Source organism: Lactobacillus crispatus (genome assembly GCF_018987235.1).
Lineage (GTDB): Bacteria > Bacillota > Bacilli > Lactobacillales > Lactobacillaceae > Lactobacillus > Lactobacillus crispatus.
Map to the genome: position 1 here is coordinate 102,676 of NZ_CP072197.1, position 24,747 is coordinate 127,422.

Below are 24,747 nucleotides of genomic sequence, written 5' to 3' on the forward strand. Positions count from 1 at the left end.
TTACCTTTCTTAGATTTTAACTGATTCCGTTTGTTTAACCTTAGCCCAAGTATTTGGCTCTTTGACAATCATGTCAACTTTTTTAGCCATCCATTCTAGGTCAGCTCGGGCCTTTTGACGGTCTTCATCAGTAAAGTTGTCTAATTGCTGCTTTAGTTCATCGTAATACGGCGTAGTTTTAGCAACATCCCAGAAATAATGACCATATTGAACATCAGCAAAATGCCATGGTTTGAAGAAAAGATTGTAGTGCACGATCTTAGGATCTTGAATTTCAGGAATGCTTTCGTTTGGCATAGCATCCCATTCTTTAGGTAGGTGATAAATCTTATCTTCGCAAATTTCATTCATGTAGGCTTGATCAGGGTCAACGTTATCGAAATGATATTTATTCATTAAGTAGTAGAATTTATCAACAAACTTTTTGTCTCTAAAGGCCTTCATATTAAACAGAATTACACCATTATTGATGTATTTTTCTGCAGGCAAAATTCCCTGACATTCTTTAATGTACTTTTGTAAAAGTGGCATGTAACGAATTGATAAGTCGGGACATGAAGCAAACATGTTGTCGGCGATATCAATTTCGTACATTTTAGCAATATCAGTACAGATAATAGTATCTGCATCAAGATAAACTGCCTTGTCATATTGAGGGAACAATTCTGGAATGAATAGCCGGTAGAAAATTGACATGGTAAAGAATTGAGCACGCAAGTAGTTTTCCTTGGTATTATGGATTGGCTTAACCATGTCATCGTCGATATGAAAGATTTGAATATGAATATTATCAGTTGAAAGATCTTCTAAGCTCTTTTTGTGCTCATCAGATATCTGTTGGACTAAAAGGGTAATCGTATAGTCCTTCTTGGGGTCAGTATGGTCAATTAATGATTTAATTGAAACATATGCATATGGCGTATAATTATCGCTAATTGTGTAAAAAACAGGAATGGTTTTCAAAATAAGATCCTCCTAAATTATTTTTTTAAATTATTTCGTAATTTGAGATATTCGTTAAGCAAATCATCATATTCATGTAAATGAAGTACACTGTGTACGCGATCAACATCCCATGGCTTAACTGTTTGAGTATGGAAATAAGGCCAAAACCTAAAGCTAGTAGTGAAATGTTGAATTTTGGTGTTTTTTTGCAAATGATATTGCTCATTATAACGGCGTGGTGCTACTCGCTTGGCTACAGCTAGCTTGTTTATTGCTGATTGGTCGGGCAAAAACATTTGCTTAACCTGCATCATATGCCGCACCTCGGCAAAGAGACCAGTTTGTTTAATTTTCTTCATATTCAGCAACAAAACGCCAGAATTAAGATAATCAAATGCGCGCTTGGTCTTAAGATTGTGGAAGAAGAAGCGGCCCCAATAATCAAGTACGCCCACTAATTCGATTCCGGTAATATCCTCATTGTAAAAAGTTGTAATATCACCGCGAATGACAATGTCATCGTCTAAATAAAGAATGCGATCAGGAATCTGTGGCAATTGGTCTGCAAATAAACGCAACATAGCATATGGCGTGAAGCGAGTATTCATGTTAGCGGTTGGCGGTTCCTGTTCAAATAACTTGGTGCAGTCAATTAATTCAACTGTACTGTTAGGATTGGCTTTTTTTACTAAAGAACGTAAAAAATCAGCCGCATGTTGTGAGAAAGGGTGATATTTACGTTCATCACTGTGTGCCTCCATCGTTAAAATATAAAGATGCAATTCTTGAGCACCAGAATTTTTGATTAAAGATAAGGTGGAAATCAAAACGCCATCTTGAGCATTTTCATCTCCACAAAAAAGAATATTCATGATAAACTCCTATTTTTTATTTCTTTTGAATATATTGACAATATTCATAATCGCTATTTTTTGCACGCTGCTTCATTACCTGCCAAATTTCATCGTGAAGCTTATTTTGAGCTTCCTTACGGCTTAAATTTGTATCCGGGTAAAAGGGCCCATCAATGTAAATAACGGCACTAGGCCGCTTGCTAAGCCACTTTTTATGGTAGGTTTTGGTCATGACGAAACTAGGCGCATTTAATTTAACTGGAAAGTGCATGCTTGTTGCATCGAACGGGCGAATCTTCGTGTAATAGGGCCAGACATGAGCTTCAGGGTAGATGAGAATCTCGCCCTTTTTATCCTTAATCACAGTTTGAATGGCTTTAATTAGTTTGAGCGATTGCTTCATATTTTTGCCAACAGGTAGACCGCCATAGCGTACAAGATATTTGCCAATGAAGGGGATGCCCCAGTTAGCTTGATTAGCAATAGCATAAAAATTTTTGATTGGAAAAATTGTGAGCGAGGTAAAGACATCCCCCATGGGTCTAGTATGGTTGCCATAAATAAAATAGCCCCCATTGACTTGCTTAAGTTTTTCTTGACCAACGACTTTTACATGATCGAAGAAGCGGAAAACCACCCAACCAAAAGCGCATGCTAAGTGACGAGCGGTAGTGGACCAGATTCTAGCTCCAAGAGAATTAGGTAGAATAACGTAATTATCGGGTAGACTGAAATTTTGATCGTGACTATCGACTACATCATCGGTTGTTTTTTGGTAATAATAAATCCGTTTCATCTTGCCCTCCATGATACTTATGTATCCTATGATACCATGGAAAAAAGCCTAATTCCTAAGACGAGAGGAATGCTGAAAGAAAATAAAAAAGATTCGTAATTTCATGATCGAAAAATACGAATCTTCTGTAAAATAGCATAAAAAAAGCACCGCCTTCTTGCAGTGCATCTTTCATATTATGGGTGGCCAGGGGATCGAACCCTGGACCCACGGATTAAGAGTCCGTTGCTCTGCCAGCTGAGCTAGCCACCCATATTTGTTCATCAGCTCCCGCCGACATTTAAATATATTACCAGTAGTTTTATAATTTGACAAGCTTTTTTTGAAAAAAGTTGAAAAATAATTTGAAGCTAGCAAAAAGCGCCCATAATGGCCGCTTTTTTACTAAAGTTTATCTTGAATATGATAGGCTGTGCCTTGCTGATCCTGCTTCATGTGATCTGCATAGTAAACAGCATAGACACCGCTTTGATCATTTTTGGCAATCACAATTTGGCGCCCTGTTGGACGTTCTGCCTTAATGATTTGAGCACTGCGGCGTGCTTCTTTAAAGTCGTGTGAAGATGCGATGGCATCCCCTGGATTAAAAAATACAGCTTCATTCATTGTAAAGCCCCCTCGTACAAATTCTAATTTTATTTTACCAAGAAAGCCCTTTCTAAATCCAATTTAAGAAACAAAAAAAGAGATAAAATCAACATCTTATCTCTTACGAAAAATATTATGGGTGGCCAGGGGATCGAACCCTGGACCCACGGATTAAGAGTCCGTTGCTCTGCCAGCTGAGCTAGCCACCCATGTCGTTGAATCAATCAATAGATATTATTATGCTATTGTTGATAAGAAAATGCAAGCTTTTTTTGAAAAAAAAACAAAAATTTTTGGCTAATGTTACAAAATTCAGTATAATGTAAGGGCAAAGGAGGCATTCCCGATGCCAAAGAAGATTCTCGTCGTCGACGATGAAAAGCCGATTTCTGATATTATCAAATTTAATTTAACTAAGGAAGGCTTTGATGTCGACACCGCCTATGATGGCGAAGAAGCTGTTAAAAAAGTTGACGAATACGACCCGGATCTAATGATTCTGGATTTGATGTTGCCCAAAAAAGATGGGTTGGAAGTTGCGCGTGAAGTTCGTCAAACGCATGACATGCCAATCATCATGGTAACTGCTAAAGATACTGAAATTGATAAAGTCTTAGGACTGGAAATGGGTGCAGATGACTACGTAACCAAGCCGTTTTCTAACCGGGAATTAGTTGCCCGTGTGAAGGCTAACCTGCGTCGTCGTGATATTGTTAAAAAAGCAGAAGCTGCCAGCCAAGAAGAGACCGATAAGAATATTAAGATCGGTAACTTGGTCATTATGCCAGATGCCTATATTGTAGAAAAAAATGGTAAGAAGATTGAACTTACTCACCGTGAATTTGAACTTCTTTACTATTTAGCTCAACATATGGGACAAGTTATGACTCGTGAACACCTGCTTCAGACTGTTTGGGGTTATGACTACTTCGGTGATGTGCGGACTGTAGACGTAACGGTACACCGTTTAAGAGAAAAGATTGAAGATAATCCAATCCAACCTCAAATTTTAGTTACCCGTCGTGGTGTTGGCTATTATGTAAAACAGCCGAGTGAAGAATAATAAAGAAAGCCACAGAACCGTTATGGTAGTGGCTTTCTTTTTTATATTTTTTAGATATTGAATGAGTAGAATGAAAAAATTCAAAGCAAGATTAAATAGTACATTTAATTCCATTAATACTAAAATTGCAATTGTGTTCATGCTGATGCTACTGGCAACAATTGAAGTTATTGGAGCTTATTTTACCCGTCAATTAGAGCAAAATAGCATTGAAAATTTCCAATCATCAATCCAGATTCAGACTATCGTCAGCAATCAGTTAGCTAATCAGTTGACCAGTGATAATAAAAATACTAATGATCGCTTGAATCAAATTGTTAATGACTACAATAATGATGCAATTAGTGAAATTATTGTTGTCGATAATAAGGATACGATTCGTGCCGTTTCTAACTTAAATGATAAAAGTAAGATCGGTCAACGGATTAACAATACTGATGTGAAGCAGGTTATTTCAACTGGACATCAAATTAATAAAGTGGTCGATGATCATGGCAATTACATGATTCAAATATCGCCGTTGACTAGTGGCAATGGCTCTAACAATACTGTTGGTGCTGTCTATGTTAAAGCTAGTATGCAAGATGTCTTTAACAATTTGCGCCAAATTTCATTGACTTTCTTGATTGCGTCATTGATCGCGGCTTTATTAGGTGCATTTTTGTCATTGGTTATTTCCCGGGCAATTACGCAACCGATCGAAGAAATGCAGAAACAAGCATTGCATATTGCTGATGGTGATTATTCAAGTCAGGTAAAAATTTATTCCAATGATGAACTAGGGCAATTAGCTAAAGCATTTAATACCCTGTCCGTACGAATTGAACGCTCACAAGAAGAGTCTGATAGTGAACGGCGGCGACTAGATAGTGTTCTGTCACACATGAGCGATGGAGTTCTAGCCACTGATCGTCATGGTAACGTCAGTGTGGTTAATCATATGGCACTAAACTTTTTAAATAAAAAAGAAGACGAGGTTATCAATAAGCCGATTGCTGAAGTACTGGGACTAGAAGATACTTCGTCACAAGATTTGATTTCTAGTCAAAAAGAGATCGTTATTACCCTTGATCCAGGTACGCGGGATGAAATTATTTTGCATGCTAGTTTTTCTTTGATTAAGCGAGTAACTGGCTTTGTATCAGGGTCAGTTTGTGTATTACACGATGTAACTGAGCAACAAAAGAATGAAGATTCACAAAGACAGTTTGTTTCTAATGTCTCACACGAATTGAGAACACCTTTAACAAGTTTGCAGGCTTATATTGAAGCTCTTAATGAGGGTGCTTGGAAGAATCCAGAGATTGCTCCTAAGTTTTTGGAAGTTACCCAACAAGAAACTAGTCGGATGATTAGAATGATCAATGACTTGTTGAGTTTGTCTAGAATGGACCGTGGCGTTTCAAAAATGGATCTAGAATTTGTTAACTTAAACGATTTTGTTAACCATATTCTTAACCGTTTCGATATGATTGTTAAAACAGATAAAAATAAAGAAAAGAAGAAATACACAATTAAGCGTGAATTAGGCAGTCAAGCCTTATGGGTGGAAATCGATACCGATAAGATGATGCAGGTAATTGATAACATTATGAACAATGCAATTAAGTATTCACCTGATGGCGGTGTAATTACTGTTAGAATGACCCAAAACCAAAATCATGTTATCTTAAGTATTTCTGACCAGGGCTTGGGTATTCCAAGAAAAGATCTGGGTAAAATCTTTGACCGCTTTTACCGAGTTGATAAGGCACGTTCCCGGGCCCAAGGTGGTACCGGCTTGGGCTTGGCCATTGCTAAAGAAATTGTGGAAGCTCACCATGGTAAAATTTGGGCTGACAGTAGCGAAGGCAAGGGGTCTACTTTCTATATTTCCTTGCCATATGAACCGATGACAGAGGAGGATGATTGGGATGAAGTTTAAATTCAAATTCGGTGAATTTTTCTTAGGCTTAGCTACACTGATCGTCATTGTCCTCTCAATTGTGCTTTGGATCTTTATTATGACTAGTGATCAGCGCTTTAGTAATATTGGTCAGCAAAATCAAAATAATATCACTAAAGAGCAAACGCGTAGTCACAATTTTAAGTCATTATATGATTTATATATTCCAACTACTTCATATGGTTTTGCTAATGGAAATTTGTGTCAGCTATATGATTCAAAAAATAATTTGACTTTAGAATTTACCAAAGAGATAAAAAAAGCCAAGGCCACTAATAAAATTAAGAAAATAGTTGATACTAGAACTAAATATGAAGAGTATTTAAACAATCCCAACTATGTGCAGTTGGTTTATCCAGATGAAATTACTTTCTCCTTATTTAACCAGTTGAATAATGCCGCAAATGATAACCGCGAGTTTAACCGCTTCTTTATCTCGCAGTCAAATCACTGGATTTATTTGGGAAATGATCAGACTAATGAAATTTATCAAGTAAAAATTGCTGGCGCAAATTTTGATAAACTACGTAAATATGCACGTAATGCTAAGAGCAAGTATCCAGTTAGATTAGTTCGTTTAAAGGAAGGCTATTCACCGTTTTACATCAAGACAATGAATGCTAAAGTTTATAGTTACTTGACTAATCATCAATCGTATTCTTACTTTGTTTCGCGTTTATTAGGTACATCTGGCGTTACTAGTAAGACTAATAAGAATGGTCAAACGGTATATTCTTTGAACTACTATACTCGCTTAAGAGTGCCAGATTCTAATTCAGGTGAGCATAATTATCTTTATACTCATTATGAAAAAAATAAGATCCCCAATACTACTAACCGCTTATTAGATAGCGTTTATTATGTTCACCAATTGGGGTTAACCGAGCAAGATTTACGCTTCTTTGATGCAGATGGTGCTAATGTTAGTTATCTAAACTATATTGAAGGGATTCCTGTTTTCTTAAATAAGCATGATTTGCAAGTCAAGACGACCTTTTCAACAGATTCGATTAATGTGGCCTTTAATAGTGTAAACTTCCAAATTCCAATTCCGTTTGATGGTCAAACTAAGCGGTTAAAACCAACCCAAGATGTTGTTGATGAATTAGTCAATCACGGCCTAAAGCAGGAAGATATTCAACGAATTATCGTTGGTTTTGCTGAAGAAAAGGATTCAAGTCACCATAGTTTGATTAACTTGATCCCAACGTACTATATCAAAGCTTACGATGAATGGAAGAGCCTAGGTGAATGGGAAAAGCAAGACGTATCTACCTACCGTGAAGCTGATCAGTTAACTGTTAACGAAGGGGGAAAATAGAAATGGACCATAAACGAATCGAATGGCTATTTTTCGTTGTTTTCTTTTTAATTGATATTTATCTTGGAATCGAAATTCTCCGTTCTCCCGTTAATTTAAGTAACGCTGATACCACTACTCGCAGCGTTGCTAGCATCCGCAATGAAATGAAGTCAGACAATATTGATTTGCCCGATAAGATTTCGGATGCACCAGATTCTGGTTATTATTTAGCTACCAAGAATCGTGACTACCTTTCTGGCAAAGTTAGCTCGCTGACTAATGTAAATGCCCGCTATTCTAAAAGCGATAATGTGCTTTATGGTGAACCAAGACAAGCAGTCCTTTTGAGTAAAAAAACTAAGGAAGCTTTAGAACAAATTGAAGATTTTAAGAATGATTCGAAAAATATTCCTTATGGTAAAGAATTCAAGTATGAACCTGATATGTCGAGTGAAGACAATTATGTTTTTGTGCAAAACTCAGATTATGGTGAAATTTATGCTAACTCGGCCCAATTGAATATCAATGTAAAAGATAATCAGATTATTAATTTTACTGAAACATATATGGGGCAAGCTAGTCCAGTGCGTGAATTACAGTCAACCATCAGTGCTTGGCGTGCTGTGCGTGCGATGTACACTGATCGTGAGTTGACTAATAATTCGCGCGTAACGCAGGTAAAATTAGGTTACTCCAAACTGACAGAAGTACGTGGCAGCACAATCTTGTTGCCAACTTGGCTGGTTTGGGTAGAAAATAAGACAACTAAAAATATCACGATGAAACGTATTAATGCATATACGGCACAGATGCTACAATCGAGTACCTATAATGTAGAAAAGTAGAAGGGACAAAAATTGAAGGTTTCCGTTTTAGCAAGCGGCTCGACCGGCAATACCAGTTTAATCGTTACAGGCCAGCATAAAATCCTGATGGATGCTGGCATTTCTGGTAAGAAAACTAAAGATTTGCTAGCCGAAGTTGGAGTTGATATTAACGAGATTGATATGGCCTTTTTAAGTCATGATCATACCGATCATAGTGGCGGACTCGGCGTGTTGATGCGCCGTTATCCTAAGATAGATGCTTTTGCCAATAGTGGGACTTGGCAGTATTTATTGGATACGCAAAAAATAGGTAAATTACCGGCTGAACAAATGAATACAATTGAACCAGGCTAAACTAAAACTTTTGGTGATGTTGATATTACTGCCTTTGCAACTAGTCATGATGCAGCTGAGCCGCAATATTATGTGTTTACTAGTGGTGGTAAGCGGGTCGCTTTTTTAACTGATACAGGTTATGTATCAGAAGAAGTTGAAGGGACAATTGAAGATGCTGATGCCTATATGATGGAATTTAATTATGATAATATGATGCTCAGAGATGGACCATATTCCTGGGCACTGAAGCAGCGAATTTTGTCGGATGTAGGCCATTTATCTAATGACGAAGCAGCCCAGGCATTAGTTGATGTAGTCACACCTAAAACAAAGCATATCTTTTTAGCGCATCGCAGCCAACATAATAATACGGAGTATTTAGCTCACGAAACGGCAAAGGAAATGCTGCTTGAGGGGGATGCAAATTTGGATGATGATGTTAAGATTATTGATACAGAACCTAATCAGCCTACAAAATTAGTTGAAATTTAGCAGTTTTCACAACATTTTTTCATATAATATTCAAATTTAATCGGTATGATTAGTAAACAAGATGAGGGGAGAAGCAAGTATGGTAGAAAATAAAAATAATAATAACAATTTACAACAACCTAGAAAAAAGAATACTAATGGTAAAATCATTGCCACTGCAGCGATTGTCGGTGTAGTTGGTGGCTTGATCGGTGGAGGCGTTTCATATTACGCAGCTGATCAAATGAATAATGCATCAGTTAATAATGGTGCTGCTCAAACTAGTGTATCTTCAAGTAGTAGTAAAGTTTCAGAAAAGAGTGCTAAGACTAGTGGCACAATGACTACTGCATATAATGATGTAAAAGGAGCGGTTGTTTCAGTTATTAACTTAAAACGCCAATCAAGTTCTAATAGTACTAATTCACTTTATAATAGTTTATTCGGTAATGATGACAGTGATGATAGCTCTTCATCAAGCAGCAAGGGCAAGCTTGAGACTTACAGTGAAGGCTCAGGTGTAGTCTACATGAAATCTAATGGCAAGGGCTATATCGTTACTAACAACCACGTTATCTCAGGCAGTGATGCTGTTCAGGTAATGCTAGCTAATGGCAAGACAGTAAATGCTAAAGTTGTTGGTAAGGATAGTACAACTGACTTAGCTGTGCTTTCAATTGATGCTAAGTATGTGACTAAGACGGCCGAATTTGGCGATTCTAAGAGCTTACAAGCTGGTCAAACTGTCATTGCCGTTGGTTCACCATTAGGTAGTGAATATGCTTCTACGGTAACGCAAGGGATTATTTCAGCACCGGCTAGAACCATTTCTACTTCATCAGGCAATCAACAAACGGTTATTCAAACTGATGCCGCAATTAACCCAGGTAACTCAGGTGGTGCCTTGGTTAACTCAGCTGGTCAAGTGATCGGGATTAACTCAATGAAGTTAGCCCAATCAAGTGATGGTACTTCTGTCGAAGGAATGGGCTTTGCAATTCCATCAAACGAAGTAGTTACGATTGTGAACGAATTAGTTAAGAAGGGTAAGATTACCCGTCCACAACTTGGCGTAAGGGTAATCGCACTTCAAGGTATTCCAGAAGGCTACAGAAGCCGCTTGAAGATCAATTCTACTTTGAAGAGTGGTATTTACATTGCCTCAGTAAACAAGAATAGTTCAGCTGCTAATGCCGGAATGAAGAGCGGCGACGTTATTACCAAGGTTGACGGCAAGAAGATTGATGATGTGGCATCGTTACACAGCATTTTATACAGCCATAAAGTCGGTGATACCGTAAATGTTACCGTGAACAGAAATGGTAAGGATGTCAACTTAAAGGTAAAACTTGAAGGTAACTAAAAATCAAAATAGAAGTTAATTAAAAGAAAAAAGGCTATATCACGCGGTTTAAACGTAGATATAGCCTTTTTGTTAACTTTTTAAATGTGTAACATCAAATTGTTCGGAATTATTTGTTGTCAAACAGACACCAGCCTGTTGATAAGTGTGGATAACTCTGTGGATTGTGTATAACTTGATAAATATAGGTTTATTAACTTGTGGAAAAATATGATGATTTTGACCTTATTTAGTGAATTCTATTTGAGAAAACAGGCGTTCATGCAGGTATAACAAGCCTTAAGAGATAAAGTTTGTGAAAAAAGGCTTTCATAAAATCGATGTGAATAAAGAAATTTTAGAAAAATTATTAAATACAACTTCTGGGGCATAAGTAAAATAATACCACAAAATGTTGAAATTGGTCTTTGAAGTTTTGTGGAAAAGTTTGGGTAAATAGTGTGGAAGAGATGTTAGTATTGTGCTGGTAGATTAAAATTATGAATGGAAAATTAGCTATGCTTGTTATAATAGAAGCATGAATATCAAAATTGTATGTGTTGGAAAATTAAAAGAGAAGTATTTTAGGGATGCAATTGCGGAGTATGAGAAACGACTCAGTCGTTTTGCAAAGGTGTCCATTGTACAGGTGCCTGATGAAAAAGCACCGGAAAAATTCAGTGCAGCTGAAGATGAGAAGGTTAAAGAGATTGAAGGTCAGCGAATCCTGAGCAAAATTAAAGATAAGGAGTACGTGTATGTGACTGCAATTAAAGGAAAGCAGCGCAGCAGCGAAGAGTTCGCTAAAGAGATTCAGGATCTCGCAACTTATGGTCATTCAGACATTACGTTTGTCATTGGTGGCAGTTTAGGGACTAGCGATGCTGTAAACAAGAGGGGAAATGACTTGATTAGTTTTGGTAAATTGACGATGCCACACCAGTTGATGCGCGTGGTGTTGATTGAACAAATCTATCGTGCATTTATGATTAACTCAGGTAGTCCTTATCATAAGTAGAATATAGAAAAAGCCCATAAATTGGGCTTTTTATTTTTGCATATTTGCAGATTTCACAAGCATATTGAAAAAAACTGTGGCAGGTCAGTGCTTTTTTAGTTTTTTATGATTTAAAAATAGATTTTGTTAAATTATGTTTGGCAACAAAAAAGACGATCTTTCGATCGCCCTGCTAATTTTTGAGCTACCAGCTAGTAGCTCACGCACACGCTGAAGTCTACTTTATCTTTGTAGTAGTATTTCTACCACTGAATTGTGATGGCAAGTGCTTCAAGAGCTCAAGAGGGCTATTAAAAAGTTCCTTAAGAACCTGATTGATAGTTTCTTTGATTAATCCGATTCAGACTCAATACAGCCGTCCTTCGGGGCGGCTTTTTTTATGATGAAAATGGCAAGTCATTGGGTGAAAAGTATTACGCATATCGTGCAGTAACTGTAAATCAAAGTCCCATAACAATTAATGGCGCTAAATTCTACAAGTTGGCTGATAGGGATGCTTATATTAAGGTGACCAATATTAGTGGTCAAGGTCGCGTTTTAAAGCGTAACGCCTACATCTACAGTACATCAAAAAAACGCACTACGCATAACGGTGCTTGGAAGTTGTACAAAGGCTCCACAGTGACAACTTACGGTGGTTCATACAAGTTTAAGAATGGCAAACGCTATTACAGAATTGGCGGACCTGCTAAGCAATATGTAAGGACATCAAATTTTAATTAGAAGCTGAATATCATTTACGACAGCAACATAATAGTTGCTGTTTTTTTGCCTCAAAAACCATAGAAAATCTTCTGTAATCAAGGTAAAATAAAATTGATTTTACAAATATCATGGAGGATGTTGGAATGAGAAAACGATGGACAGCAGCTGTTATTGCTGCTTTAGTTGCCGTAAGTACTGCCGCAACTACTGTTAAGGCTGACGATACTAACACAACAGCTAATACTAATGAGACGCAAGTAACTGCAACTAGTGACCAAACTAATTCTGATTCAGATAAGGTTACTTATAACAAGGCAGATTATTTGTCTGCTAACCCTAAATTAGTGCGAATTAAGCATGCAACTACTGCTTATAAGGATGCTGCATTGACTAAATCAGCACAGAGCGTAAAAGCAGGATCACACTTTTTAATTAGTCGAATTGTTAAATCTGACAACCAAGTACCAATACTAAAGACTAGTGATGGCTTGTATTTGCCTGCTAAAAAATCTTTGGTAACTAAGGTCATAGCCTACCAAAATCCTAAGGGTTATCATCAAGTACATTACACACAAGTTAAACCATACGGTAAGGTGGGTTATAACTTGTACCGTGGCTATGAGGGGATTAAGACTTGGAAAGTAATGCATAGAGTTGGTACTTGGGCAGGTACGAATTACTATAACCAAGCTACTTATAACGCAGTAAAGAACTTCCAACGTAGTCACCACTTGCCAGCAACTGGTAATGTTAACTTAGCAACTTGGAGAAAAATGGGCTTTTCTAAGAAGTCATGGTACAGCATTGATAGCTATGTTGCTCCACTTAAGGCTTATGCTTGGCAAGGACGCAAGGCACATATTGAAGCAATGATTAATCAAGCTTACAAATATATGGGCAAGCCATGGTTAGCAGGTTGTTCAACTAGTCCAAGCTACGGCGTTGATTGTTCTGGTTTAGTAATGCAAGGACTTTATGCAGGTGGAATTAGTCCAGTTCCAACTAGTTCAATCGGTCATGCTCATCCAGGTAACGAATGGAATTCACGCAATCTTTGGGCCGACAAGCATTTAAAGCGTGTTCCATATTCACAAAGAAAGCGTGGCGACTTAGTGTTCTATTACCAACCAGGTACACATACTATTTGGCATGTTGCGATTTACTTAGGCAATAACAGCGTAATTGAAAGCTGGCCACCACGTGTGATGGTTCAACCAATTGTTAATTCACAAAGAAATGTGATCGCTGGTATTAAGCGACCATTTATTTAAGGAAAAAGATGAAAAAATATCTAATTGTTTTATTGGCAAGCTTGGGCCTAGGCTTATTGTTGTTGACTAGCCAAACAGTCCAAGCTGTTGATAATGATGACGCTGCAGCAACTAATCAAACGGCTCCTAAGTATACTGGCCTGAAAAAAGTGGGTAAACATTATGTCTATTTTGACCAAGCAGGTAAGCAACGTTTTAAAAATACTAAGACTAAAAAGGCATACTATTGGATTAATAAAAGTGGCAAGGTTGTCGGTATTAGGAACTACGCTAAGGTAATCAGCCAACTTCCTGAAATGCCAACTGGCTGTGAAATTACTGCCGTGACCATGATGATTAATTTTGCCGGTAAAAAGGTAACTAAACAGCAGGCAGCCAAGATTATGCCGCGCAGCTCTAATTCTAACAAAGGCTTTATCGGTTCGCCCTACAAGAAATATCCGCTCGGCTATTGGGTTGCGCCTAATGGAGTGAAGCCTGTAGTGAAGCACTATATTGGTAGAGCAAAGAATATGACCAATTGTGGCTTGCCCGCAATTAAGGATAAGTTGATTAATTCGCACTTGGTGGTCGCTTGGGTAGGGATGTTTGACGGTATCTCTAATCATGCCATTACCTTGACTGGTTACCATGGCAAAACGATCTATTATAACGATCCTTGGACTGGAACCAAGCGGAAGATCAAGCAAGAAATTTTTGCGACGCACTGGGCCTTAGATGCCCATCGGGCGTTGAGCTATTAATTTTATGTAAATATATTTACTTTTTAGTCATGTTGATCAAGCCACTTCCGCAACATTTCAACATATTCATCTGTTTTTTCTACAAAAGACATGTGGCCGCAACCTTCAAATAGTTGCCACTCACTGCCAGCAAGATGGTCTTGCATCGTTTTAGCCACATAAGGCGTACATAAATCATCAGTCCCACTCGTAATTAGAGTTGGGACTTTTATTTTGCCTAGCTTTTCCGTGTATTCATAATCGTGCAAGTTGCCCTCTGGCGTATATTCATTTGGTCCCCATGCGGTTTCATAAGCAATTTTGCCGCCGCGCTTAGGGCGCATCACGCATTCAGGCCAGGTATTAGTCATGTCAATTGCATGTTGATTCATGAAGTGTTCGTTAGCTCTTGAGTAATCAGGATCAGTAAAATTGCCAGTTAATTCGGCGCGGTGAATTGCTGCTTGTTCTTCGATTGGCAGATACTTGATTAGGCGGTGTAATTCTTTACTCCATAAGGATGCCGATGACAAGGTAGAAGACAAGATCAAGCTTTGAATGCCAGTTGGATGATAATCGCACATGTAGATCAGCGCCAGCATCCCGCCCCAGCTTTGACCTAATAGGTGTATTTGATGCAAAGCCAAGTGTTCCCGCAAGGCCATAAGTTCCTTAGCCCATGTTTCTTTAGTATAAAGTTCAGGATGATCATCGGGGATGCTGCTTTTGCCGCAACCAAGCTGGTCATACATAATGATTCGGCGATCGTCAATTTCAGCTAATTTGTCCAAAACTTCAAAATAATTATGACTTGAGCCAGGACCACCGTGGAGCAAGACGAGTGGCGTTTTTTTGCTTCTTTGACCAACAATGCGGTAATAAGTTTCATAGCCCATGAAGGGCATTTTTCCTTCGATGATTTTCATTTTTTCACCTATTTAAACAAAAATAATGAGATATTAACCAAAATCAGCAGGGTAAAGAAAATGACCCAATCTTTAGCCGTTAAAGGAATGACGACAATTGTTGAGCGTTTTTGCCCTTCAACATAGCCGTGCGATTCCATCCCTTGAGCCAGATTATCAGCTGAGTTTAAGGCCACTAGAATCGCTTTGAAATAAAGGACCGGTGACCAAAAGCTGAGATAAATTCCCCGCATCATCGCGCTAGTTCGGATCTGTTTAACTGCCATCTTCATCTGCGGAATAATGTTGATCGCCGCCAGTACGCCGTAGGCAAATTTACTGAGGAAGTGCAGGTTCTGCTCTAATGATCGGGCAAAGTCTGTAGCGGTGTTATTACGTGTCACGCAGGCAATCGTCAAGGTATAAACATAGACACGCGTTGACAAATTCCAAGCATAATAAGCATTTGGTGTTGGTGAAAACCAAAAGAGCGTTGCAAAGATTGTAAAAGCAGCAATAAAGGGCAAGATAATGATCAAGATTAACTCTTTGATTTTGATTCGAGTAATAATTAAATAAACTAGCGCGAAGGTGATTACTAACAAATTAGTAACTAAGCTAGCTTTTAAAGATATTTCCAGGGAAATAATAAATGCTAAAAGAAATTTTAAACTAGGATTCATAAGCTTATCTTTCTACATATTTTAAGCGCTGATCCGCAAAAATCAGGTGGTAATCGCAAAATTCAGCTAGCTCGTCTATCTGATGGCTAATGATAAAAAACGTCTGGTGGAGCTTTTGCTGGCTTTCTCGCATTAATTCTAAAACGAGTTTGACCGAGTTATGGTCAAGTCCACTGAGCGGTTCATCAATTAATAAAACCTGATGCTTAGTCATTAGCATTAATAGAATCTGTAATTTCTTCTGTTGGCCACCTGAGAGAGAATAAACAACTTGGTCTAAGTGTTTGGCTAAACCCAATTTATCTAGCCATTCATTGACCTTTTCTTCAGTAAAAAATAAATTTCTATCCTTTTTACTTAATTCTAGTTCATCTTTGACAGTCACAGCTAAAAATTGGTCGCTTGCTTTTTGAAAAATTTGAGCTACTTGTGTTAAATATTTTCTAGCTGAGATTTGAGCGATTTCCTTATTTAAATAAGCAAAATTACCAGTATACGGAATCATTTTGGTCATTACTTTAAATAAAGACGTCTTGCCAACACCATTAGCACCAGTAATTAGGGTAGTGCCAGAATGCAAATTTAGCTCATTTTGCTTAAGCAAAAGCTTGTTTTGTCTAATTTGGACTTGTTTTAAAGTGAAAATAGGCTCACTATTAGGTAAGACAAAATGATAATGTCGCTCATGCAATTTTTTATTTTGTTCAAATAAGGCTATTTTTTTGCTAGCATTTAATTCAATAACTTCTTGATTATTTGTAAACTCAAAAAGATGGTCGCAGACAGGTTCATAATCGTCTAAAACGTGGTCACTTAAAATAATAGTTTTTCCGTTGTGAGCTAAAATCGCTAATTTTTTAATCAAAAAAGCACGTGTCTTAGGATCACAACTGGCAAACGGTTCATCTAAGAGCAATAAATCTACATCCATAGCTATTAAGACAGCTAAAGCAACTCGTTGTTGCTGACCGCCTGATAGAGTATTAATCTTTTGATCGAGAAGGTCTGCAATTTGGGTGAAAGCTGTTGCCTGATCTAGTCGTGTTTGATACTCACCTTCATCTAACTGTAAATTTTCTAAAGCAAAGACAATTTCTTCACGTGGAGTTGGCATTGTAAACTGTTCAGCCGCGTTTTGGAACATCATTGCCGCCTTTTGTCCGTGCAGGTCCACCATACCTGTTAGTCGCCCTGCATATTTGGGATACAAACCAGCGATAATTTTGAGTAAGGTAGATTTACCGCAGCCGGTCGGTCCAATTAACAGAGAAAAACCATGGGGAATTTCAATATTTAGATGATTGATAATAGGTTCTTTTTCATAAGAAAAAGTAAGATTGTTAACGGTTACTTTCATAAGCTTGATTGTACAAGATGCTTTGGGGACTGTCTACAGGTAAAGTTTGTTATAAGTAGAACAAATCATAAATAATACTTAATACTAAATAAAGTTTTGATTTATAATGTAATTATAGTGTTACCATATTTTATTTAATTTAAGGAAGGTGGACATATGGCAGCTGTTGCTTTGGACCAATATCTGGCAAGTGTATTAAAGTCAAATTCAACAGATAAGAATGAAATAAAGTTGGAAGCTGGTAATCCAGATTTTGATTACTATCTACCTTGAAAATCATAATACTGGTATTCATCGCTATCGGATGGATGTTTCAACGATTTTATATATTGCTAAGGGTACTGTGACAATTAAGAGTGGTGAAAAGATCATTCAAATGAAGTCTGGGAATGTTTTGCTACTGACTGAAGGTTGCAAGTATGAGATTTTAAGTCAAAAACCTGATACGGTACTGATAAAGTTGAAGTTTAAGCGTGGATTTCTATATCGCAAGTATTTTAAAGATTTTAGCTGTAAGGGAGAACGTGAGGTTAAAGTTATTGAGCAAATCGTTGATAGCTTAGAAAATGAACATGTTCTTTGGCTAAAAAATAATCAAATTACTCGTGCTTCTCAAGTGATGCAACATATTATTGGCGGTTATTTGAATAATGATTTGTTTACTAAAGCTTTAATTCAGGCTGAGTTGACCACTATGTTGATTATTTCAATTAGAACTCAGCGCATGGCAACACCGACTAGTTTGGATAAAACTAAGTTTGAAAAGAAGACCTTAGATAATTACATCGATCTTCATTTTGCCGATGTCTCTTTATCTGACGCTGCAAAATACTTTGGCTTCAATCCTAATTATTTCTCTAATATGGTTAAGGCTAAGACTGGCAAGAGTTTTGTGGATCACGTGGATGATCGAAGAATGCAAGAAGCGCGTGAATTGCTGGCTCAGCCTGATATTTCACTTAGAGAGATTATTGGTCGAGTCGGATATTCGAGTAAGTCTTTCTTTTATAAGAAATTTAATCAATACTACCACATAACACCAGCAGCGATGCGGGCAGAATTGTTTAGACAAGCAAATATAAATTTGAAGTAAAAAAATAATCTGGACGAAAGTTCCAGATTATTTTTTACATATTTTCTAAGCGTTTAATGCGGTCTGCTGTTGGTGGGTGAGTATCGAACAAGTGCGTCAAACCGTGATTGTGAAATGGATTTTCAATATATAAACCGGCACTACTTCTGTCAGCAACTTTCATTGGCTGACTATTTTCAATTTTGCGCAAAGCAGAAATTAGCCCTTGCGGGTTACGCGTTAATTTAACTGAAGATGCATCAGCTAGGTATTCACGGTTACGCGATAAAGCCATTTGGGCTAGGGATGCAGAAAGTGGGCCTAAGATCAACACAAAGACCAAAGCAACCACTTTAAAAATCATGGCTAAAGCATTGCTGTCACGGTCGTCATCGTCATCACTACGCACGCCGCCCCAGAACCAAATGTTGGATGCCATATTAGAGATAAAAGAAATGACGCCAACTAATACTACGGCAATCGTTGATAATAGGATATCGTAGTTTTTCACGTGTGATAATTCATGTCCTAAGACGCCTTCGAGTTCTTCTCGATCAAGTAGTTCCAAGATTCCTTGAGTAACTGCTACTGCACTATGTTCAGGGTCTCGCCCAGTCGCAAAGGCATTGGGGCTGGGGTCAGGAATAATATAGACCCGGGGCATTGGGACCTGAGCTACCATGGCCATATCTTCTACAATATGCCACAATTCGGGATTATCAGCCTCATGGATTTCTTGCGCATGATTCAAGCTCATAATCATATTGGCTGGATTCTGCCACATAATAAACAAGTAGATCAAACTACCGATCAAGGCAATGATAATTCCGCTAGTGGGATTGTTGATCCAAAGATAACCGATTCCCGCACCAACTAAACCTAAGATCACCAAAAAGATGAACATAATTAACGCTGTTTTGCGCTTATTACGGGCAATTTGTTGGTAAAGCATGGTTAAACTTCCTTAAAATTAAAACTTAACTTGAGGCACACTCTTTTCTTCACTAGGAGTTTCTAAGTAGTTAATCTTAGTAAAGTGGTGCCACTTGGCAACAATGTTGGATGGGAAAGTAAGCAATTTTTGATCATATGTTGCTACAGTTGAGTTGTAAAGCTGACGCGAGTAAGCAATCTTGTTTTCTGTGTTAGTCAATTCTTCTTGTAGTTTCAAGAAGTTTTGGTTAGCTTTCAAGTCTGGGTAGGCTTCAGCCAAGGCAAAAATTGACTTCAAAGAATCGGTAATTTGGTTAGAAAGCTTCATTGCTTCTTCATGGTTGCCTTGAGGCACGTTAACCAATTGATTACGCAAGTTGACTACTTCCTCAAAAGTTGATTTTTCATGCTTGGCATAGCCCTTGGTGGTTTCAACCAAGTTAGGAATTAAGTCATTCCGACGCTTAAGTTGAACGTCAATTTGACTCCAAGCTTCTTCGGCGTAGACTTTTGCTCTTTGCAAACCGTTATAAGTTACGATATAAATAGCCACGATTAAAACAATAATGGCGATAATGATCCAAATTAATGGTGACATAGTTTTTTCCTCCATAAATATTTATTTAATTTTATCGTTTTCGAATTTCTTGGGCAATGAAAAAGAATGCCAAAGCGACATTCTTAACAAAAAATATTAAATTCTGAAGATTAATAGTAATAATCCGACTGCAGTTAAAATAATCAAACCAGCAAACTGCATAATGGTCCATTGAATGAAAAATTTCTTCTTGCTTACGCTGCCGTGTTGATTGAAAGTCTTAAGAACTAACATATTGGCCATTGAGCCAATAGCTGAACCAAAACCACCAATGTTTGAACCCAAGAATAATGCTTGAGCATAAGTAGTAAATTTACCAACTAAAATGGTTGATGGTACGTTACTCATTACCTGACTGGAGATAATTGAAGCGAAGTAAGTTGAAATTTCGGAATAAACAGTACCATGGATTAGATTTACAATAACAGGGATTTGTTGGATATCGCTGATGAAGATGAAGAAACCAGTAAAGGTAAGAAGTAAGGCGTAGTCAATTTTAAGCATAATCCGAGGATTAATTGCGAGGGCTAATGCGATTGATGCCAACATTGGCCAAATAATATCAATGGTTCTGAAAACACCAAAGAAGAAGAAAATAAAGACAGCAGTAGTTATCAGCGTCGGGCGCCAGCTGATCTTGATTGGCTCAGCTTTTTGCACCGGAATTTCTTCTTTAGGAATAAACAGAAAGACTAATCCCATGATTAGCATTGAAACTACTAGATAAGGTACAGACCATTCGAAAAATTTTAATGGGCTGACATCAAAGCGGCTGACTAAGAAAATATTGTGGGGGTTGCCCCAAGGCGTAAACGCTGCTCCGATGTTTGCGCCCATTCCGATTAAGGTAACAGGTAAAATCTGCGGCAATTTATAACGTTTAGCAATATTTAAATACAATGGGATCAAGGTTAATGCAGTAATGTCATTACCTAAAAACATCCCTGAAATAACAGCCAACAACGAAAACAGCGTGTTCAGCTTACGTGTGTTGTCGGCAATGCTTGTAAGCTTGTATGCCAAAACGTCCAGAACGTGCAAGTAGGCATAGATCTGGATAATCGTTAACATCGCGGCAACGGACCATAATGTATGGAAATTAATATCCGCAAACCGCGGTCTGGCAAAAAAAAGACTGACTACTGTAATGATCACAGTAATCTGTAAAATTCTATCTTTAGCAATATTCTTTAAGACGGTCATAAAAGGTCCCCCTTACGTATTACAATCGTCTAAAAACCCTATGTACCATTTTGAGCCTTTTTGTGATTGCATGCAATGATAAATTAAAAAAATATCAAGATTAGCGGCATTTTCGAGCATATTTTTAGTTAGTTGGAACTAGTCGTGCTATACTTAAATAAGTAAGTTAATAAAATTTAGATTGAAACGAGGAAACAAAATGACAGAGAATGCAATTTCAATCAATATTAAACCAGATGCTGCAGAAATTATTAAAAGCAAGATGGATGCAGATCACCAAATTGTTATCTTGGCTTTAGATGATGGTTCAACCAAGTATTCTAAAAAAGGCGGCACTTGTACTATTGGCGACAGCTTCCAGTTTGTAATCCTTGCTGAAAAAGATCCTAAGTATAATATTTCAATCGAAAATAATGCTGGTCTTGACTTGTATACTGCTCAGCCGGAAACAACTTTCTTTGAACCAGGTCTAGTGGTAAATGCGCGCAACTCAACTTTGAGTTTATCTTCAGACAGCGGCATTATTGATGGTGGGATGACCGTTACCCAATATGAACCTGAAGCAATTACTGCTGATGATCTAAAAAACGGCGGTCAATGTTAAAAAATAAAATTAATCATAGGGACGAGGGAATGACCTCGTCCTTTTTTAGTATAGAATTAAGAAAGTGATTTCAATGTAAGGGGGGAAGAACAATGACTTTTGTCAAAGAAATAAAAGCAGGTAGTCGTGAATTTTGCCAAAATTGGCTGCGGTATCTGCTACTTTTTATGGGATTAAGTTTATTTAATCAATTTATTGTTATTCCACTTTTTCGCTATATTACAACCTTTGTTTTGCAGGCTAGTGCTATTCCGTTCGTATCTTATCAAAATGTAGTGACGATCATTACGACGCATACGGTTGCCTTTTTAATTTTGATAATTGAGTTGCTGCTTTTATTAGTAATCTTGTATGCGCAATTAGCTTATTTACTTCATGGCGTTTGGGATATTAAGCATCAAGTTTTTACGTGGAAAAATAGTTTTATTCAAACTTGGCAAAATATCAAAAAAATTCGTTTAGGCACGTTTTTTATTTTGATGCTCTATTTTTTATTGGTAGTACCGTTAGCCGATGTCATCTTTAGAACACCACTTTTAAGCAAAGTGCAGATTTCAGAATTTATCTTGGATTATCTGACGAGAACGCCAATCTTGTTAGCCGTTTTGATTGCGTTTTATTTAGCCGCTTTGATCCTTGGTGCAAGGCTAGTATTTGCTTTACCCATCATCGTTTTTGACCACTTAAAGTCAGCGCAAGCAGTGAAAAGAAGTTGGCGATTAACGGCGCACTACCGTTGGCGGACGATTTGCCGGAGGATTATTATTTTAGCCGTTTTATCTGCAGCAGTCATGACAATTTTCTATTTAGCAATGTATTGCCTGCAGCTATTAGTTGATTTATTACCTGGGAAATGTCCGTTAATTTTAGCCATTGTCAATCTTTCGCTTGTTCAAATTATTAGTGAAGTAGCGTTAGTCTATGTTAGTGTACTGGGCTTATCTATTATTTTGAAAGCTTTAAGGCAAGAAAAGATAAGTCAAACAGGTAAAACTAAAAAGATAATTCTAAGTACATTAGTTGTGTTTGTACTAGTAATGATTAATGCAATATCCACCAATTATTTATATTTGACTAGTGTAAATGCTAAAGCGCCAGTAATTATTTCTCATCGCGGCGTTGATGATAAAAATGGCGTACAAAACACGTTACAGTCATTAAGAAAAACGGCTAAAGAAAAGCCAGACTACGTTGAAATTGATGTTCATGAAACTAAGGATAAAAAATTTATCGTAATTCATGATGAGAATTTATTGAAGCTAACGGGAGTTAATAAAGCCCCGAATGATTTAACTTTACGGCAATTAGAAAAGTTAACTGCCAAAGAAGACGGCTATCATGCTAAGTTAGTTAGCTTTGATCAATATCTTGAGGAAGCCAAAAGACTGCATCAAAAATTGCTAATTGAAATTAAAACGACGGCTAAAGATTCGAAGAAAATGCTGCAGCGCTTTAATCAAAAATATGGCAAAACGATTCTTAAAAATGCGTATCAAGTACAATCACTCGACTATCGCGTGGTTGAAGGACTGCACTTAATTAATCCACGTTTGGTTGTCTTTTACATTCAACCTTATAATTTTACTTATCCGCAAAGTGTTGCTAGTGGATATTCAATGGAATATTCTACCTTGAATTCAGACTTTATTTGGCAAGCCCATTTGCAGGATCGTCCTGTTTATGCCTGGACAGTTAATGACGAAAAATTAATGAAGAAGATGATGTATCAACAAGTTGATGGCTTAATTACTGATCGAGTTGATTTAGCTAAAAAGGCAATTAAAAGTTTCCAAAAGGATGCTAGTTATGCTACGCGAATCTTAAATTATATTGTTGTCCTGCATCTGTCGAAAAATTTTGAGTCTGCATGAAGACTTGATCTGAAGGGCTGAACATGGTAAACTATACTAGATTTTCGAAAATCTGAAAGGAAGTATAGCATATGCGTAAAGGTGAAAATTACAACACTGGTTGTGAACCAAACCAAAGACCTAAGAACAAGAGAAACGCAAAGAAGCGTGTTGCTCACGTAGCAGCAGTTGTTGCTTTCTTGAACAAGGCCGCAAAAGACGAAAACAAGTAGTCTTTAATAATATTGAAATAAAAGCTAGGAGCTGACGCTTCTAGCTTTTTTTGTGCTTACTGAAAAAATTAATTTAGCACATGGACATAAAAAGATTTTTGAATATAATTTAACTTAGGTTTTTATAGATAATATATAGGATATAGATAGTTAGATATATGAATAAGAATAATAAATACAATATTTTGATCTATTTAGATCTCGTTGCAGCAATACTTTTTCCAGTAATTGCTGTTTTTCAAGTGGAAGAATATTCGGCAAATATAGTCAATGGCTTATTTTTAATTCTAATTTTAGCTATTATGACGGGATTATTGTTGCCTAATATAATGGTTAGCTGGCTGATAATTTTGTTAACGACGATTGCAGCGGGCTTTTTAGTGCTGGGATATGTTGTAATTCCTACAGAAGCAAAGTGGTTTTTAGTGGTAGCTTTTCCGATAGAGGCAGGGCTTTTAACGGTGTTGCGCTATTATGTCCTAGATTGGCGTTTTATTAGTAAAAATCGGCAAGATATTCGCAATTACCTTAAACGCTACAATGGCACTCTAAAAATGCATACATGTTACACTGCTAATAAAATTTATTCAAAAGTAATTAGTAATATTAAAGAACGGCCACAATTACATTTATGGATGCATGTATCAATGTTGCGTTGGGCTAACCACGAACAGTTTGCTCAACTTCATCCAGAAGAGCACGCGCAGTATTTAGAAAAATTAGCTGATATCTTAAAAAAGAGAAGATTAGCAGCTGAGGAACTCTTTTATTTAGGAGATGCCACTTTTTTTATTATTTCGCCTGAATTAAGAGATGACATTATCAAGCAGATTAATCAGGAGACAATTGCGGAATTAAAAAAAGTGCAAGATGATCTTCCCGGAGGCTTGAAATGGACGAGTCAGCGAATTGATGAAACAAACGTGGATCGTTTTACAGATCCAAATGTGATTGTAAAACATTTGGACCGCGAATTGGAAACTGACTTAATTGTTGAATATTTAAAGGCTGAAGCAAATGACTAATTGGTTTTATTTCTTAGCTTTAAGCATTTCAGGCATCTTTTTACTTGCTTTCATAGTTATGTTTATTTGTGCGTTTGTCATTTACTTTAATGTTGAAA

The 24,747-nt window shown here is 37.2% G+C and carries 23 protein-coding genes, 2 tRNA genes and 2 pseudogenes; 15 read left to right on the forward strand and 12 right to left on the reverse strand.

Translation table 11 applies throughout. The annotated features are described in order from the left end of the window. Positions 1-9: 9 nt before the first annotated feature. The 6 genes from J6L97_RS00490 to J6L97_RS00515 form a co-directional block, all read right to left on the reverse strand. Positions 10-963, reverse strand: coding sequence for a glycosyltransferase family 8 protein (locus J6L97_RS00490; protein ID WP_035443297.1), 954 nt, complete (start codon positions 961-963; stop codon positions 10-12). Positions 964-980: 17 nt separating this feature from the next. Further along, entirely contained in the window at positions 981-1,817 is an 837-nt protein-coding gene (locus J6L97_RS00495) for a glycosyltransferase family 8 protein (protein WP_057726591.1), read from the reverse strand. Positions 1,818-1,833: 16 nt separating this feature from the next. Then, positions 1,834-2,595 carry a lysophospholipid acyltransferase family protein gene (locus J6L97_RS00500; protein WP_013085640.1) on the reverse strand — a complete coding sequence of 254 codons (762 nt, stop codon included), beginning with the start codon at positions 2,593-2,595 and terminating at the stop codon, positions 1,834-1,836. Between the two features lie 179 nt (positions 2,596-2,774). Then, positions 2,775-2,847, reverse strand: a tRNA-Lys gene (locus J6L97_RS00505). A 132-nt stretch (positions 2,848-2,979) separates the two neighbouring features. Continuing rightward, the gene (locus J6L97_RS00510) at positions 2,980-3,201 is read right to left on the reverse strand and encodes a hypothetical protein (protein WP_005720458.1); all 222 of its coding nucleotides are present in this window, start codon (positions 3,199-3,201) and stop codon (positions 2,980-2,982) included. Between the two features lie 118 nt (positions 3,202-3,319). After that, positions 3,320-3,392 (reverse strand) — tRNA-Lys (locus J6L97_RS00515). Between the two features lie 137 nt (positions 3,393-3,529). Here J6L97_RS00515 and yycF point away from each other — a divergent pair. From yycF to J6L97_RS00565, 10 genes and pseudogenes are all read left to right on the forward strand, one after another. Next, positions 3,530-4,246, forward strand: a complete 717-nt coding sequence (gene yycF, locus J6L97_RS00520) for a response regulator YycF (protein WP_005720459.1) — start codon at positions 3,530-3,532, stop codon at positions 4,244-4,246. A gap of 70 nt (positions 4,247-4,316) precedes the next feature. Continuing rightward, positions 4,317-6,170 carry a cell wall metabolism sensor histidine kinase WalK gene (walK, locus tag J6L97_RS00525; RefSeq protein ID WP_005720460.1) on the forward strand — a complete coding sequence of 618 codons (1,854 nt, stop codon included), beginning with the start codon at positions 4,317-4,319 and terminating at the stop codon, positions 6,168-6,170. Beyond that, complete coding sequence (locus J6L97_RS00530) at positions 6,151-7,512, forward strand: YycH family regulatory protein (RefSeq protein ID WP_005720461.1); 1,362 nt, start codon at positions 6,151-6,153, stop codon at positions 7,510-7,512. The genes walK and J6L97_RS00530 overlap by 20 nt, the downstream gene beginning before the upstream one ends. 2 nt (positions 7,513-7,514) lie before the next feature. After that, positions 7,515-8,339 (forward strand): two-component system regulatory protein YycI, encoded by an 825-nt coding sequence (locus J6L97_RS00535; protein WP_057726592.1) that lies wholly within the window; start codon positions 7,515-7,517, stop codon positions 8,337-8,339. Positions 8,340-8,351: 12 nt separating this feature from the next. Next, positions 8,352-9,149: pseudogene (locus tag J6L97_RS00540) on the forward strand (MBL fold metallo-hydrolase). Between the two features lie 79 nt (positions 9,150-9,228). After that, entirely contained in the window at positions 9,229-10,491 is a 1,263-nt protein-coding gene (locus tag J6L97_RS00545) for a S1C family serine protease (protein ID WP_057726593.1), read from the forward strand. Between the two features lie 517 nt (positions 10,492-11,008). Continuing rightward, positions 11,009-11,488, forward strand: coding sequence for a 23S rRNA (pseudouridine(1915)-N(3))-methyltransferase RlmH (gene rlmH / locus J6L97_RS00550; RefSeq protein ID WP_005720466.1), 480 nt, complete (start codon positions 11,009-11,011; stop codon positions 11,486-11,488). A 399-nt stretch (positions 11,489-11,887) separates the two neighbouring features. Beyond that, a complete protein-coding gene (locus J6L97_RS00555; protein ID WP_202401254.1) occupies positions 11,888-12,211 on the forward strand; it encodes an SLAP domain-containing protein in 324 nt (107 codons plus the stop codon). 110 nt (positions 12,212-12,321) lie between these two features. Beyond that, positions 12,322-13,464 carry a DUF5776 domain-containing protein gene (locus tag J6L97_RS00560; RefSeq protein WP_054832776.1) on the forward strand — a complete coding sequence of 381 codons (1,143 nt, stop codon included), beginning with the start codon at positions 12,322-12,324 and terminating at the stop codon, positions 13,462-13,464. A gap of 8 nt (positions 13,465-13,472) precedes the next feature. Then, the gene (locus tag J6L97_RS00565; RefSeq protein ID WP_057726595.1) at positions 13,473-14,207 is read left to right on the forward strand and encodes a C39 family peptidase; all 735 of its coding nucleotides are present in this window, start codon (positions 13,473-13,475) and stop codon (positions 14,205-14,207) included. A 23-nt stretch (positions 14,208-14,230) separates the two neighbouring features. Here the strand turns inward: J6L97_RS00565 and pepI are convergent, their stop codons facing one another. The 3 genes from pepI to J6L97_RS00580 are packed head-to-tail and all read right to left on the reverse strand — an operon-like array spanning position 14,231 to position 17,131. Further along, a complete protein-coding gene (pepI, locus tag J6L97_RS00570; protein ID WP_057726596.1) occupies positions 14,231-15,112 on the reverse strand; it encodes a proline iminopeptidase in 882 nt (293 codons plus the stop codon). A gap of 8 nt (positions 15,113-15,120) precedes the next feature. Continuing rightward, complete coding sequence (locus J6L97_RS00575) at positions 15,121-15,774, reverse strand: energy-coupling factor transporter transmembrane component T family protein (protein WP_054832778.1); 654 nt, start codon at positions 15,772-15,774, stop codon at positions 15,121-15,123. A gap of 4 nt (positions 15,775-15,778) precedes the next feature. Beyond that, positions 15,779-17,131 (reverse strand): ATP-binding cassette domain-containing protein, encoded by a 1,353-nt coding sequence (locus tag J6L97_RS00580; RefSeq protein ID WP_005720473.1) that lies wholly within the window; start codon positions 17,129-17,131, stop codon positions 15,779-15,781. Between the two features lie 156 nt (positions 17,132-17,287). Here J6L97_RS00580 and J6L97_RS00585 point away from each other — a divergent pair. Next, a pseudogene (locus tag J6L97_RS00585) lies at positions 17,288-18,224 on the forward strand (helix-turn-helix domain-containing protein). A 34-nt stretch (positions 18,225-18,258) separates the two neighbouring features. Here J6L97_RS00585 and htpX read toward each other — a convergent pair. The 3 genes from htpX to J6L97_RS00600 all read right to left on the reverse strand — a co-directional run bounded on the left by htpX (position 18,259) and on the right by J6L97_RS00600 (position 20,937). Further along, a complete protein-coding gene (htpX, locus tag J6L97_RS00590) occupies positions 18,259-19,155 on the reverse strand; it encodes a zinc metalloprotease HtpX (RefSeq protein WP_057726597.1) in 897 nt (298 codons plus the stop codon). Positions 19,156-19,173: 18 nt separating this feature from the next. Further along, positions 19,174-19,734, reverse strand: coding sequence for a LemA family protein (locus J6L97_RS00595; protein WP_057726598.1), 561 nt, complete (start codon positions 19,732-19,734; stop codon positions 19,174-19,176). Between the two features lie 96 nt (positions 19,735-19,830). Next, entirely contained in the window at positions 19,831-20,937 is a 1,107-nt protein-coding gene (locus J6L97_RS00600; protein WP_054832779.1) for an SLC13 family permease, read from the reverse strand. 199 nt (positions 20,938-21,136) lie between these two features. On the opposite strand from J6L97_RS00600, the gene J6L97_RS00605 reads away from it, so the two are divergent. The 4 genes from J6L97_RS00605 to J6L97_RS00620 all read left to right on the forward strand — a co-directional run bounded on the left by J6L97_RS00605 (position 21,137) and on the right by J6L97_RS00620 (position 24,649). After that, positions 21,137-21,541, forward strand: a complete 405-nt coding sequence (locus J6L97_RS00605; RefSeq protein WP_013085651.1) for an iron-sulfur cluster biosynthesis family protein — start codon at positions 21,137-21,139, stop codon at positions 21,539-21,541. A gap of 92 nt (positions 21,542-21,633) precedes the next feature. Next, positions 21,634-23,412, forward strand: coding sequence for a glycerophosphoryl diester phosphodiesterase membrane domain-containing protein (locus tag J6L97_RS00610; protein WP_057726599.1), 1,779 nt, complete (start codon positions 21,634-21,636; stop codon positions 23,410-23,412). Between the two features lie 71 nt (positions 23,413-23,483). After that, positions 23,484-23,624 (forward strand): hypothetical protein, encoded by a 141-nt coding sequence (locus J6L97_RS00615; RefSeq protein ID WP_003548644.1) that lies wholly within the window; start codon positions 23,484-23,486, stop codon positions 23,622-23,624. Between the two features lie 158 nt (positions 23,625-23,782). Then, a complete protein-coding gene (locus tag J6L97_RS00620; protein ID WP_057726600.1) occupies positions 23,783-24,649 on the forward strand; it encodes a hypothetical protein in 867 nt (288 codons plus the stop codon). Positions 24,650-24,747 lie beyond the last annotated feature (98 nt).

Excerpts from the sequence above, each read along its gene's own strand:
- J6L97_RS00575 (WP_054832778.1), bottom strand. The coding sequence starts at position 15,774 with ATGAATCCTAGTTTAAAATTTCTTTTAGCATTTATTATTTCCCTGGAA.
- J6L97_RS00595 (WP_057726598.1), bottom strand. The coding sequence starts at position 19,734 with ATGTCACCATTAATTTGGATCATTATCGCCATTATTGTTTTAATCGTG.
- J6L97_RS00580 (WP_005720473.1), bottom strand. The coding sequence starts at position 17,131 with ATGAAAGTAACCGTTAACAATCTTACTTTTTCTTATGAAAAAGAACCT.
- J6L97_RS00535 (WP_057726592.1), top strand. The coding sequence starts at position 7,515 with ATGGACCATAAACGAATCGAATGGCTATTTTTCGTTGTTTTCTTTTTA.
- J6L97_RS00565 (WP_057726595.1), top strand. The coding sequence starts at position 13,473 with ATGAAAAAATATCTAATTGTTTTATTGGCAAGCTTGGGCCTAGGCTTA.
- J6L97_RS00620 (WP_057726600.1), top strand. The coding sequence starts at position 23,783 with ATGAATAAGAATAATAAATACAATATTTTGATCTATTTAGATCTCGTT.
- J6L97_RS00610 (WP_057726599.1), top strand. The coding sequence starts at position 21,634 with ATGACTTTTGTCAAAGAAATAAAAGCAGGTAGTCGTGAATTTTGCCAA.
- J6L97_RS00600 (WP_054832779.1), bottom strand. The coding sequence starts at position 20,937 with ATGACCGTCTTAAAGAATATTGCTAAAGATAGAATTTTACAGATTACT.
- J6L97_RS00560 (WP_054832776.1), top strand. The coding sequence starts at position 12,322 with ATGGAGGATGTTGGAATGAGAAAACGATGGACAGCAGCTGTTATTGCT.
- J6L97_RS00500 (WP_013085640.1), bottom strand. The coding sequence starts at position 2,595 with ATGAAACGGATTTATTATTACCAAAAAACAACCGATGATGTAGTCGAT.
- htpX (WP_057726597.1), bottom strand. The coding sequence starts at position 19,155 with ATGCTTTACCAACAAATTGCCCGTAATAAGCGCAAAACAGCGTTAATT.
- pepI (WP_057726596.1), bottom strand. The coding sequence starts at position 15,112 with ATGAAAATCATCGAAGGAAAAATGCCCTTCATGGGCTATGAAACTTAT.
- J6L97_RS00510 (WP_005720458.1), bottom strand. The coding sequence starts at position 3,201 with ATGAATGAAGCTGTATTTTTTAATCCAGGGGATGCCATCGCATCTTCA.
- J6L97_RS00605 (WP_013085651.1), top strand. The coding sequence starts at position 21,137 with ATGACAGAGAATGCAATTTCAATCAATATTAAACCAGATGCTGCAGAA.
- J6L97_RS00495 (WP_057726591.1), bottom strand. The coding sequence starts at position 1,817 with ATGAATATTCTTTTTTGTGGAGATGAAAATGCTCAAGATGGCGTTTTG.
- yycF (WP_005720459.1), top strand. The coding sequence starts at position 3,530 with ATGCCAAAGAAGATTCTCGTCGTCGACGATGAAAAGCCGATTTCTGAT.
- walK (WP_005720460.1), top strand. The coding sequence starts at position 4,317 with ATGAAAAAATTCAAAGCAAGATTAAATAGTACATTTAATTCCATTAAT.
- J6L97_RS00545 (WP_057726593.1), top strand. The coding sequence starts at position 9,229 with ATGGTAGAAAATAAAAATAATAATAACAATTTACAACAACCTAGAAAA.
- J6L97_RS00530 (WP_005720461.1), top strand. The coding sequence starts at position 6,151 with ATGATTGGGATGAAGTTTAAATTCAAATTCGGTGAATTTTTCTTAGGC.
- rlmH (WP_005720466.1), top strand. The coding sequence starts at position 11,009 with ATGAATATCAAAATTGTATGTGTTGGAAAATTAAAAGAGAAGTATTTT.
- J6L97_RS00615 (WP_003548644.1), top strand. The coding sequence starts at position 23,484 with ATGCGTAAAGGTGAAAATTACAACACTGGTTGTGAACCAAACCAAAGA.